Here is a 12,655-nt window from a genome sequence, read left to right as displayed (position 1 = left end):
AATTATTTCTTTTTCTCCATTAGCATAGTCAAATGCATGCAACTAAATAAAACAGAATCGGAAGTTTTGGAATATTCCCAGTCCTCTTTATGCCATTTTCGACCTATTTTATTTTTTTTCTCATCCGATATTGGAACCATTGAAATAAATGCCATCCATTTCGACTTACCAAGGAGTCCACGTCTTTCAATAATACTAAAAGCAGACTGAAACTGATAAAACGTTTTTTTAGTAAAAGGCCATTCCCAAGCAGCATCAGACTGGAAAGGACGATACAAGGTTCTAATTATCTTTATAGGAAAACTAGTTTCTAACGGATCATAACTAATGATTTGTCCATTCGGAACTAATTTTTCATTAAGTTTATCAATTAAAATTTTTGTATTTTCAAAATGATGCAAAACTCCATAAGCATAAATCAAGTCATAGTCGTTATCCGCAAATTCGGCCGAAAGAAAATCAACCGCTTTCGCTTTTGCATTTGGAAAAATAGCCAATCGTTCATTCAATTTATGAATAGCAACATCGCTCAAATCAATTCCTAAATACTCTTTTGAATGCTCCGCTAAATACATAGACCAATAATTTCCAGAAAAACATCCCAAATCCAATACTTTCTTAGTGCTCAAATCTCCAAACCATTCTTTATGTTTCAAATACGCTTGATCTTGCACGCCAACCGCTTTTTTTATCTTATTTAAGATACCATTTCTAAATTTTGACCAAATACGAGTAGCAAAATTTTTCTTTTTCGTATTGTAAAATTCTGCTTGCTTTATATTGGTTTCTAATATCGATTCTGTTGTTTTCATTTCTTCTCTTTTGGTTTATTAAAAATCAAACTCCACCAGCCAGCCGTTCTTCCTAACGCTTCAGTAAAAGCAACGGTTCTTTTGGATGTTGTAATTGCATTACTGAACCGAATTAATGTCAAAAGTAGCGTAATACTATGCCATTTCAAAAAATCAATTGTATTAGGGTTCGGATTTTTTATACGCCACACATACCAGCCATTTCTAACTACCATTTTACCATATTGATATTGATTGGGTCTTCCTGAAGCCTCATGATAATGATTTAAATGAGCAGCAGTATTCAAATATAATTTACCTGTTTTGGCTACTCTCAAAGTAAAATCGGCATCTTCATACAAACCATATCCTTGAAAATAAGTAGAAAATCTAAACCTTTCAAATGTATTTTTCCTAAACGAAGAAACCCCTCCCATCAATTGCTCTACTTGGTACGTTTTATCAGTTGGGGGCAAAAAACCAATACTTCTTCCATGGGAAAATAGGGAAGAAAATCCTGGTGGACAATCACTGTCTAAACCTAGCTTTTTTCTTAAAATGAAGCGACTCCCATCTTTCCTTTTCCATCCATCAAAATAAAACTCATTTATTTTAGGCATATAATCAAGCCCTACAAATTCCCACTTCGTTTCATTATAAATGTACCCGCCTACTCCTAATGCATCTGGATATACTTTATATGTGTTTAGCAATTGTTCAAAATAATCCTTCTCTAGAACCGTATCATCATCCAAAAAACAAACCACTTCCATATCCTTCCCAACACGATCAATACCATAATTACGCTGTTTGGTCAAACCTCGTTGCTCTTTTGATACTAGAAAATAATTTAGATTTTGAAAGGTGTTATCCGCTAGTACCTGCTGCGTTTCTTTATTAATAGAACCATCTACAATCAAAATTTCATCAGGATAAAGTGATTGTTCCTGTACCGATTGCAACAAATGAAGCAAGGGTTTAGGACGCATATAAGTACAGATGATTAGCGAAAATTTCATTTATTCTGATTTTTTTTACACCATTCGACAAAATAATTTTCACGGGACAAAACATTCAAAAACAGTTTTCTATTATTCTCTTGCATCTCGATAAAATCTTGATTTGAAATTTTATCGTGAAAACGTAATAATTGATCTACAAAATTTACTTCTGTAACAAAAACACAATGCCGCTTCCAATCTATACTTTTGTGAAAAGGCAACCTTATATCGGTATCTACAACGACCGGAATTCTTCCCATAGCCAATGTCTCGTATAAGCGTACCGAAAAATTTCCTAATCCTCGCAAACAAAAGACATATGGGTTTTCATACATATTTTCATAAAACTCTATCGTTGTCTTCTTTATTTCGGAAGTATCTAAAGAGGCACTAGAATGTTTTTTCCTAAAAATAAAATCAGATTTAACTCTTGAGTCAGCTTTAATTTTCTTGAGCAATTGATATCTTTTATATCCTGAAGGATAAAATGACTGGTAATCTGAATAAAAATTATTTTTAATATTCAAACCTATTACATATAAATAAATTCCAAATTCTTTAAGCAAACTCTTCAATGAACCATTAGCATTTCCAACAAACCCAATAGATGGAATAGATTCTTTTTCCAAAATAACAAACTCTTTTTGAATAAATTTACCATAAGGATCATGAATAAAAGAAGGCAAAATATTTGTTTTGTCATTCATTTTAGAATTAAATCCTCCAAGTCTAAAGAGGTAAATATCATCTTGAACTGTTTTGCCAAAATCACCCGCACTATAGGCCCAAATGATTTTATTTTGCGCTTTTGCGACTGAAATAAAATCATTTAAATAGCTTTGCTGCTTATTTTTGATCAAAAAATTAATATCAACTGGAAGCACTGCAATATCCGATTCGCTGATTGAATCAACAAGCTTGTATTTTTCTAAAAGATTAACATTCTTTAAGTAACACAATTCAAATAATAATGGAAAAACAATTTTTCTATTAGCAGGTGTAATAAATGTAGTATCTGTATAGATTTTAATCATTTATCAATACTTTATAATTTTCTAAAATTTTTATAGGTTGCCAAACCTCTTTTATATTTATTATATAAAATCAATTCTAAATACAATCGAAAAGCTCGAGCAATTATAATTACCTTTTTATTTATTTTATATTCTTTTGCCTCATAAATACTCTCATATACTAAAACAGATTGACTACCAATAATTGTTGAAGCTAATTTTTTATTTGAAATACCTATTTTAGCATTAGATTTTAAAATTCGGATTGCATACTCAGTCTCTCCATATCTACCAGAAGTATTCTCAAGATAATACCCATAGTTTTCATAAAACTTTTTTGTTGTTACAAATGGGTGGTCACTGTATTGATAATAATTTAATAAAAAATTTCGAAAAGAAAATTTTGGAATCAAAGAAATATTTGCCGTTAAAGTAATTAGCTTATTAAATTGACAATTTGATGTAAATCTGACCATGTCAACTTTTTTATTTTCCAATAAATCAAAACATTCTTGCAAAACATTACTGACTTTGGGATCTAATACAAAATCCTCCTGACAATAAATAATATACGCTCCATCGCAAGCCTCAATACCTTTATTTAAATTTGCAGCAAGTCCTTGATTCACTTTTGCTAAAATCAACTTATCAATTTCATAACCTTGCAATAGCTTAATATTTCTATCTTCACTACCGTCATCACATACAACAATTTCATAATTAGAAATATTAATTTTTTTAATTGCTTCTATACACTCCATTAAATCAAATGGTCTATTATAATGTGTAATTAAAAAACTAATTAATTTTTTGTCCTTTTCCATAATTATATATTTTTCGCCCAGTATTTACTAACAAACCATTTCCTCTGAAATGTTTTTAAAAAAAACAAATAATTTAAAACTGGTTCTTTTTTAAATAATTTAAAAAACAACACCATTTTGTAGCCCAACAATTGTTCTTTGGTATTGTTTTTTTGTTTTACATACATCATTGACGGGGATGGCTTGGGTTGCACAGCTTCATTTGACCATGCAAAAGTAGGTTTTATTCTAAATCCCCCAATTGGTGCTTTGAGATGTGTAATTTTCAAATCAGGAAAATAAATCACATCATGTCCTTTATTACGCAGTTGGAACCCAAAATCAGTATCCTCACCATAACCAAATTCAAGTGCTTTATCAAAAGACACGAATCTTAAAAATTCTGATTTCACAAAACTATTCCCTGACCCAAAAATTCCAGACTGATGAATAGTTTTATAAAGTTGTATTTCGCAAGGCTGGAGATAAGATGTTATTATTGCATCCGTTCCATATTGAGTGACTCTCTTAAACACATTATTGACTAAATTTTCATCCAATCTATTATCATCATCATTCAAAAACACCCACTCGCTTTCTACTTGGCTCAAAGCCAAATTTCTGGCATTACAAGCTCCAGCCTGGTGGGTAAAAGTGTGTTTAATTACAAACGGCCATTTTTCGGTTTGCAAATAATCCAATTCTGAAACACTATTCTCTTGTGGATTTTGCTCCACAATAATCACATTAATTGGCAAATGGGTTTGTTTCGCTAAATCTTGCAAAACATCATACAAATAGTCTTTTCTGCCAATCGTGGGAATAATAACGTCAATAGTTCCTGTTGTAACTACTTTTTTTGTTGATTGAACTTCAATCATATCAAAATTAACATTAGATAGATTTCTATTTCTAAAAACCAAACTTCGTATCAAAGACAACAACTGATAGCATTTTTCATAAATTAATAGATTGAGGAAAAGCAAAAATACCCAACGCATGCGATAATGTTGCTTTACAAATCGGAATAACATAAAAGTACTGATGTCTTGAATAGGCAAGATAATCTCGTTTTTTACTAAAAGTTTTGGCTCAGAATAACAAAGCAATCCTTTTGGCATTCCCACTTTAGCAATAGAATTGAGGTAATAATCAAAATCCGAATCCAACTTAATTTTATCCTTAAAAGTCAATAAAACTGAACCATAAACTACTCCTACCAAACTACTCATTTGCCAGGTGGGATAGCTTACTTTTTTATTGATATTGATAAATGGTGAATCTTCAACGTAACCAATTCTGCTTCCCAAATAATTACTGCCACTCGGATTGTACGACAACATTATTTTTTGATGATGCATTAATTCAGGAACAACTTCTATATTAATGTGCTTACTGCATTCTTGATAACACCAAACTAATTTTGATTCTGGAAACTGAATCGCTAATTGCATTAATCCGTATGCAATCGACTCATCCATAGAAAAAGAGATCTCTTTTTTTTCTTTAGATTCAACTCTGGTAATGCAAGTATTATTATGATAGACTACAATCAAAATTTATCTATTATGGATTTATAAAAAGTTATGTTTTGTGCCACAATTTTTTCAATGTCGAAAATAGCTTCTACTCTCGTTCTTGCAGCGCTTCCAATGGCATTGCATAAATTTTCATCTTGTAACAAACCAACTATTTTATTGGCAAGCTCATCGTGATCTTTAGGATGTACCAAATAACCACTCTCGCCATCAACAATCAATTCCTGTGCCCAACCAATATTACTATTCACTACTGGTTTTTGCAATGCCATAGATTCAATAGTAACCATTCCTAAAGTTTCGGCAAAAGTTGGAAAAACGCAAACATGGGCTTTTTTTATATAATCCTGTACTTCTTGATATGGAATTTTACCTAAATAAGAAACATGGTTTAAATCGTCGTCTTCAAATTGTTGTTGGACTAATTCCCAAGTTGATTTGGATTTGGTCTGGATGTCATAAGAATCGCTTCCTATAAAAATCAATCTGGCTTCTGGGTATTTATTTCTTACTTTGTTAAAAATAACGGGGAATTCCAACACTCCTTTTTTTCTAATAATAGTGCCAATATATAAAATCAATCCATTCTCATAAATCAAAGGGTCATCATTTTCAAATTGATTCAACTCCAGTCCATAATGGATCGTTTGGATTTTTTTATTTTTAATGTTAAAAAGTTTTTTTGACAGTTCTCCAGCAAAACGAGTAGGTGCAATAAAAGCTTGGGCTTTACTAATTGCAGCTTTTTCAAACCAAAAATTCTTAAATTTTTGGTTCCTTTGTTCCAAATGACAAAAATAAGTATCACTTCCGTGAAAGCGAATTATGACTGGTACTTTGAAATTCACAAAAGCGGTAATTCCTGTCCAATCTGGTGCTTCAACCAAATTGATTCCTTCTGAAACAATGCATGCATTCAGATAGTTCTGAATGTATTTTCGATGCCAAAACCAACCAAACGCTTTATACTTTTGAGTTTTTATCAAATGTATTTTTATCCCTTTTTCTTGAAAAATCGCATCTTCTTTTTGGCCATAAACAAAAACGGAAACGGTTACGCCTTTTTTAACCAAAGCCAATACCAAATTCTTGACACTTGTGCCTATTCCTGCCGCATGTTGTACACGCGCATGAGGATATTCGGGGGTTAAAAAGGCAATATGCATATTTTTATTTATTAAAAAAATCTTTTATAATTCGGGTCGTAAATAGTCTCGCACCTGTATCATTCATATGTCCGCAGGACGAAAAATATTTATCCTCCACTACTACATTTTCATAATTGTGAATTTCGGGATACATTTTCTTAACTTTATCAAAATAGTCCATTCCTTTGACATTCTCACACATAGGAGTCATTACAGCAATTAAATTAATTTTATTGTCTTTGCAAATTTGCTTAATTTCTTCGTAATACTGATTGTCTTCTAAAGGCTTTAGATTAACAATATTGTTCTTCATATTTCCTTTTCGCTTAATTAAAGGATAATACCCTTTATTGTCCAAAGTATTCGTTGGCTTTTTCAAAGTAGTATTATAAAGCTCTCGGAAACCAATACGTTCATCAAATTTTATATATCGGTAAAAAGGTAAATAATACAACTCCCAGAAATCATATTCGTTTGAAAAATGTTTTTTCACCGTTTCTGACTGGTGCAAATAGGGTAAAAATTTACTCGAAATCCCATAATCTCTATGCTTATTGGACAAATTCAAATCGGCTTCCAGAATTACGTTCTTAATTTTATAATGCCGTTCTATCATTAATTTCAATAATAAATCAGCTTCAAACAAATGACCTCCACTCATTCCATAATTAAATGCTTTTAATCCTTTGTCTTCAAACATTTGGGTAACAAAATGGTTATTGGCTCTGGAAGATCCTAAAATAACAACATCGAAATTTTCATTTTTGGAATTATAAATATGGTCTATTTTGCCTCGATTACTCGATTGCAGATAAATAGCGGTATAAATAAAATCTAAAGCAACAGCAATTACTACTGTTAAGACTAATATTTTTAAAGTGAATAGTAAAAACTTTTTCATTAGAATTTTTATTCTGTTTTTTAATCATTAATGATTCAAATAATTTCTTTTTTTTTCCTTTCCCCATCCCTAAAAGGAAAAAAAATAACATCTTGTGTTACAAATCAGCTCTTCATTTTCGGCTCCCTTTAGGGTCGGGGTAAAACGAAAATTCTTCACACTTTCTTTTTTTTCTTCCCCAACCCTAAAGGGAGAAAAAAAGATGAAGAACATTCCCCTATTCCAAATTAGTTCCTCATTTTCGGCTCCCTTTAGGGTCGGGGTAAAACGAAAATTCCCATTTCCTCATTTTCGGCTCCCTTTAGAGTCAGGGTAAAACGAAAATTCTTCACACTTTCTTTTTTTTCTTCCCCAACCCTAAAGGGAGAAAAAAAGATGAAGAACATTCCCCTATTCCAAATTAGTTCCTCATTTTCGGCTCCCTTTAGGGTCGGGGTAAAACGAAAATTCCTCACACTTTCTTTTTTTTCTTCCCCAACCCTAAAGGGAGAAAAAAAGAAAGACAACATTATCTTCAATTTCAAATCATCCTAATTTCAATCTCTCTTTAGAATAGGAGTAAAACACCCCATTTTCGGCTCCCTTTAGGGTCGGGGTAAAACGAAAATCCCCATTTCCCCATTTTCGGCTCCCTTTAGAGTCAGGGTAAAACGAAAATTCTTCACACTTTCTTTTTTTTCTTCCCCAACCCTAAAGGGAGAAAAAAAGATGAAGAACATTCCCCTATTCCAAATTAGTTCCTCATTTTCGGCTCCCTTTAGAGTCAGGGTAAAACGAAAATTCCTCACACTTTCTTTTTTTTCTTCCCCAACCCTAAAGGGAGAAAAAAAGAAAGACAACATTATCTTCAATTTCAAATCAATCCTAATTTCAATCTCTCTTTAGAATAGGAGTAAAACACCCCATTTCCGACTCCCTTTAGGGCAGGGGTGCTTCAGGGTAAAAACAAAAATTCTGCGCTCTCTCTTACTCCTCGACCCAACCCTAAAAGGCAAAAGAAGAGAACATCTCGTGTTTCAAATCAGCTCTTCATTTTCGGCTCCCTTTAGGGTCGGGGTAAAACGAAAATTCCCATTTCCTCATTTTCGACTCCCTTTAGACTCAGGGTAAAACGAAAATTCCTCACACTTTCTTTTTTTTCTTCCCCAACCCTAAAGGGAGAAAAAAAGATGAAGAACATTCCCCTATTCCAAATTAGTTCCTCATTTTCGGCTCCCTTTAGAGTCAGGGTAAAACGAAAATTCCTCACACTTTCTTTTTTTTCTTCCCCAACCCTAAAGGGAGAAAAAAAGAAAGACAACATTATCTTCAATTTCAAATCAATCCTAATTTCAATCTCTCTTTAGGATAGGAGTAAAACACCCCATTTCCGACTCCCTTTAGGGCAGGGGTGCTTCAGGGTAAAAACAAAAATTCTGCGCTCTCTCTTACTCCTCGACCCAACCCTAAAAGGCAAAAGAAGAGAACATCTCGTGTTTCAAATCAGCTCCTCATTTTCGACTCCCTTTAGGGTCGGGGTAAAACGAAAATCCCCATTTCCCCATTTTCGGCTCCCTTTAGGGTCGGGGTAAAACGAAAATCCCCATTTTCCCATTTTCGACTCCCTTTAAGGTCGGGGTAAAACGAAAATCCCCATTTCCCCATTTTCGGTTCCCTTTAGGGTCGGGGTAAAACGAAAATCCCCATTTCCTCATTTTCGACTCCCTTTAGGGTCGGGGTAAAACGAAAATCTCCATTTCCCCATTTTCGGTTCCCTTTAGGGTCGGGGCAAAACGAAAATCTCCATTTCCCCATTTTCGACTCCCTTTAGGGTCGGGGTAAAACGAAAATTCCCATTTCCTCATTTTCGGCTCCCTTTAGGGTCGGGGTAAAACGAAAATCCCCATTTCCTCATTTTCGGCTCCCTTTAGGGTCGGGGTAAAACGAAAATCTCCATTTCCCCATTTTCGGCTCCCTTTAGGGCCAGAGTATAAACGCTCTAATTCTATCTATAACTTCCGGCAATTTGAACATAACTTCCTCATTTGTAAATCGAATCACTTTTAATCCTTGAAATTCAATATCACTCGTTCTTTTTTTATCAAGAAACTGTTGTTCTTCGGATAAATGATAATCACCATCTATTTCAATTACAAGCTTCAAAGCATGACAGTAAAAATCAGCAATATATAAACTCAGAGGATGTTGTCTTCTAAACTTATATCCTCCAATCTGATTTTCTCTTAATGCTAACCATAGCTTTTCCTCTGCCTCTGTTAGATTCTCTCTTAATTTTTTTGCATTTGAAAAAATCTGTGGAGATGCACCTTTCCACATATCCTCAGGTTTAAACGGATTCTCATCCATAACTTTTATAAATAGGTTTAATTCAAAAACAATCCTTTTTTTTCTTTCCCCAACCCTAAAAGGTAAAAAAAAAGATGACATCTCGTGTTTCACATCAGCTCTTCATTTTCGGCTCCCTTTAGGGCTGGGACAAAACGAAAATACACCAATTCATTTTCCTTTTCCGACTCCCTTTAGGGCTGGGGTATTTCAGAGTAAAACAAAAATCATCAATTCCCTTATTTCCGACTCCCTTTAGATCCGGGGTTTCCGACTCCCTTTAGGGCTAGGGTAATTAAAACTGAAAATAGATAAATTCCTTATAATCCGAATAGGTTCCAAAAGCAAGAATCGCAGTTATAGCCAAAGCTAATTTAACAGTATTGTATTTCCCCGAAATTGGCTCTTCTTTGGTTCTATTATTCCACTCAACCAATACAAAAACACCTACCATTAAGAGCAACTCATAATTGTATCGCTCATTTACAAGATACTGAGAGGTAAATTCTCTGTTTACAACGATCCGTTTCAAATACAAGAAAGCATCAGTAATGGTTTTCGCTCTAAAAAATACCCAAGCCACACAGGTTAACGAAAAAGTATAGAACATGCGCCCAATTATTCCAATCGATTCAAAGTTCCATTTTAAAGGAACAGCTTCAAGATTATTTCGGTTTCTGCTTAACATCAACAACGGCAAGAAATACAATGCGTTAATAAATCCCCAAGTTACATAGGTCCAATTGGCACCATGCCAAAAACCACTCACCAGAAAAATAATAAAAACATTTCTGATTTGCATACTCTTTGACCCTTTACTTCCTCCCAATGGGATGTACAAATAATCCCTAAACCAAGTGGTAAGCGAAATGTGCCAACGACGCCAGAACTCGGCGATATCCCTTGAAAAATAAGGATAATTGAAATTGCGCAATAAATCCAATCCGAACAATTTTGACATACCTAAAGCCATATCAGAGTATCCTGAAAAATCCCCATAAATTTGAAAAGCAAAATAGACTCCTCCCAAAATTAAAGACAAGGAATTCATTGAAGTGTAATTATCAAAAATAGCATTGGCATAAGTGGCACAAGTATCAGCAATAACCACTTTCTTGACCAATCCCCAAATGATTTGACAGATTCCTTCTTTGGCTTGAGCCATATTAAACGCTCTTTTTATTTTTACCTGAGGCAATAAATGAGTCGCCCTTTCGATAGGACCTGCCACCAAAAGCGGAAAATAACTCACAAACAATGAGTAGTCAACAAAATTGTATTCGGCTTTGATGCGTTTATAATAAATATCAATCACATAGGACAATCCATGAAACGTATAAAAAGAAATCCCTACTGGCAAGATCACATCCAGTAAAATCGGGCTTGCTTTAAATCCTACTGAAGTTAACATTTGTGCAAACGAAGTGGAGAAAAAGTTAAAGTATTTAAAAATACCCAAGAATCCTAAATTCACAATAATACTTAGCCAAAACCAAAACTTTCTTCCTTTTTCATTAATGCTTTTTTCAATTCTGATTCCTGTATAATAGTCTAAAAAAGTTGAGAAAACCAACAGAAACAAAAAACGCCAATCCCAACAGGAATAGAAATAGTAGCTGGCAATAATAAGGATTGCATTTTGGGTACTTTTTGTTTTATTAAAAACAAACCAATACAAGAAAAACACGATGGGCAAAAAAATGGCAAAAGCCAAGGAATTGAAAAACATATTTTAGTTTAATTTTTTAATATAAAATCAATAGTATCCCAAATTTCAACAGACGCTTTGGTAGGGTTCATTCCAACGATTTTATCAAACCATTTTTTTCCATCAACAACACTTGACGATTTTCCATCCAGAATATCTTTAATAGTTAGGGTCAAATCTGATTTCTTTCGAATCCATAGCGCAGCTTCTTTAGAGGGCATAGAACGAAAATGAATGTAGTTGTAATTTTGTCCAATATCTCGAATCCCTTTTTTTAATTGTGGTTGCTCATAATCAAAAAACAAGCAGGATTTATTATGCGCTACAAAATCAAAAACCATAGAAGAGGCTATATTGGCCACAAATTCAGTATGCTCGCAAATATTGGATTGCAAGGCGAAATCTTCCTTAGTTGGCATTATTTCATTCCAACTTTTACCAACTGGACTCCACAAAGGGTCTATACTGACAATAACATCCTGATATTTTTTTAAAATCGCTTCATATCTATCTGTAAAATCAACTGGACATTTTCGGTAAATAATCCCTAAAGAATATCCTTTTTTATTTAAATCACGAACAGAAAGCGCTAAATCTTCCAAATAGTATTGATCTAGCGGAGAGGTCACAATATCATCACCGGAAAAACAAATGTATTTTTTATTGTTTTCTAATTGGTATGTTTCAAAAAAGGCTTCTTTACTTAGTAAAAGACTTTTGTCAAAATGACTTTCAAACTGCGGGGTACCCGTTACAAAAACTTGATTTTCATTAACGTACGGACAATACAACAAAACCTCTTCTTTCATATGCTCACTCCATACAAAATAATAATCCGTCTCTACCAAAGTAGTGGCTTTGGGCAAATTATCCCAAGAAAAAATAAAGGTTGCTGTTGGAATTCCTAGATCTTGTGCCGCCAAAACGGGTGCAAGTGCTTGAGTAGGTCGCTGATTGGTACAAAATACAAAATCAGGTTTATGCGCTTCAAGTTGCTTTTTACAATCTTGATATTTAGTGGTGGTTCGCTCTAATTTTTTAATTTTTTCCCGAACGCATGTTATTCCTTTTTCATTCGAACCAAAAGTTGTGAATACATCCACCATTAAACTTTTGGCCGCATTTTTAATTCCTTGGTACGATTGAGGAAAATTATACGTATTGTAAACGGTTTCTTTGAATTTTTTATCAAAAAAATTCAATTCCATTCGTTTACGGGCACGAGTGTAAATGGTTGTTAGAGGATGCAGAGAGGTATTTTCGATTTTAACTTCCTTAAAACCTATTTTTTCTGCAATAGAAAAAGGAGTGTTATTCCAATACGTAATAGCATAGCCTCTTTTTTCTCCAATGTTTTTAAAATCGGTAAAAGCAAAATTGCGCAACCCTACACCGTCTGGGAGAAAAATAAATATGTTTTTTTTCAT

10 protein-coding genes are annotated in these 12,655 nt (G+C 33.5%); all 10 read right to left on the bottom strand.

Annotated features, from left to right (window positions below; all coding sequences use genetic code 11):
* Positions 1-2: 2 nt before the first annotated feature.
* Positions 3-812, bottom strand: a complete 810-nt coding sequence (locus KZH69_RS07800) for a class I SAM-dependent methyltransferase (RefSeq protein WP_219316869.1) — start codon at positions 810-812, stop codon at positions 3-5.
* Positions 809-1,810 (bottom strand): glycosyltransferase family 2 protein, encoded by a 1,002-nt coding sequence (locus tag KZH69_RS07795; RefSeq protein ID WP_219316868.1) that lies wholly within the window; start codon positions 1,808-1,810, stop codon positions 809-811. Before KZH69_RS07795 ends, KZH69_RS07800 begins: the two co-directional genes overlap by 4 nt.
* Positions 1,807-2,826 carry an exostosin domain-containing protein gene (locus tag KZH69_RS07790; protein WP_219316867.1) on the bottom strand — a complete coding sequence of 340 codons (1,020 nt, stop codon included), beginning with the start codon at positions 2,824-2,826 and terminating at the stop codon, positions 1,807-1,809. Before KZH69_RS07790 ends, KZH69_RS07795 begins: the two co-directional genes overlap by 4 nt.
* 11 nt (positions 2,827-2,837) lie before the next feature.
* Positions 2,838-3,629 carry a glycosyltransferase family 2 protein gene (locus tag KZH69_RS07785; RefSeq protein ID WP_219316866.1) on the bottom strand — a complete coding sequence of 264 codons (792 nt, stop codon included), beginning with the start codon at positions 3,627-3,629 and terminating at the stop codon, positions 2,838-2,840.
* Between the two features lie 2 nt (positions 3,630-3,631).
* Complete coding sequence (locus KZH69_RS07780) at positions 3,632-5,164, bottom strand: glycosyltransferase family 2 protein (RefSeq protein WP_219316865.1); 1,533 nt, start codon at positions 5,162-5,164, stop codon at positions 3,632-3,634.
* The gene (locus KZH69_RS07775; protein ID WP_219316864.1) at positions 5,161-6,312 is read right to left on the bottom strand and encodes a glycosyltransferase family 4 protein; all 1,152 of its coding nucleotides are present in this window, start codon (positions 6,310-6,312) and stop codon (positions 5,161-5,163) included. The genes KZH69_RS07780 and KZH69_RS07775 overlap by 4 nt, the downstream gene beginning before the upstream one ends.
* 4 nt (positions 6,313-6,316) lie before the next feature.
* Positions 6,317-7,195, bottom strand: coding sequence for a hypothetical protein (locus tag KZH69_RS07770; RefSeq protein ID WP_219316863.1), 879 nt, complete (start codon positions 7,193-7,195; stop codon positions 6,317-6,319).
* Between the two features lie 1,956 nt (positions 7,196-9,151).
* Positions 9,152-9,634, bottom strand: a complete 483-nt coding sequence (locus KZH69_RS07765) for an endonuclease domain-containing protein (RefSeq protein WP_369410643.1) — start codon at positions 9,632-9,634, stop codon at positions 9,152-9,154.
* A 181-nt stretch (positions 9,635-9,815) separates the two neighbouring features.
* Positions 9,816-11,249 carry an MBOAT family O-acyltransferase gene (locus KZH69_RS07760; protein ID WP_219316862.1) on the bottom strand — a complete coding sequence of 478 codons (1,434 nt, stop codon included), beginning with the start codon at positions 11,247-11,249 and terminating at the stop codon, positions 9,816-9,818.
* 8 nt (positions 11,250-11,257) lie between these two features.
* Entirely contained in the window at positions 11,258-12,655 is a 1,398-nt protein-coding gene (locus KZH69_RS07755) for a glycosyltransferase family protein (protein WP_219316861.1), read from the bottom strand.

The organism is Flavobacterium taihuense (assembly GCF_019351435.1).
Taxonomy (GTDB): Bacteria; Bacteroidota; Bacteroidia; order Flavobacteriales; family Flavobacteriaceae; genus Flavobacterium; species Flavobacterium taihuense.
The sequence above is the reverse complement of the archived record's forward strand: the minus strand, read 5'-3'. Positions and strand labels throughout refer to the sequence as shown.

Bases quoted from the DNA above. Each gene is read 5' to 3' on its own strand.
- KZH69_RS07800 (WP_219316869.1), bottom strand. From the start codon at position 812: ATGAAAACAACAGAATCGATATTAGAAACCAATATAAAGCAAGCAGAA.
- KZH69_RS07795 (WP_219316868.1), bottom strand. From the start codon at position 1,810: ATGAAATTTTCGCTAATCATCTGTACTTATATGCGTCCTAAACCCTTG.
- KZH69_RS07790 (WP_219316867.1), bottom strand. From the start codon at position 2,826: ATGATTAAAATCTATACAGATACTACATTTATTACACCTGCTAATAGA.
- KZH69_RS07785 (WP_219316866.1), bottom strand. From the start codon at position 3,629: ATGGAAAAGGACAAAAAATTAATTAGTTTTTTAATTACACATTATAAT.
- KZH69_RS07775 (WP_219316864.1), bottom strand. From the start codon at position 6,312: ATGCATATTGCCTTTTTAACCCCCGAATATCCTCATGCGCGTGTACAA.
- KZH69_RS07770 (WP_219316863.1), bottom strand. From the start codon at position 7,195: ATGAAAAAGTTTTTACTATTCACTTTAAAAATATTAGTCTTAACAGTA.
- KZH69_RS07760 (WP_219316862.1), bottom strand. From the start codon at position 11,249: ATGTTTTTCAATTCCTTGGCTTTTGCCATTTTTTTGCCCATCGTGTTT.
- KZH69_RS07755 (WP_219316861.1), bottom strand. From the start codon at position 12,655: ATGAAAAAAAACATATTTATTTTTCTCCCAGACGGTGTAGGGTTGCGC.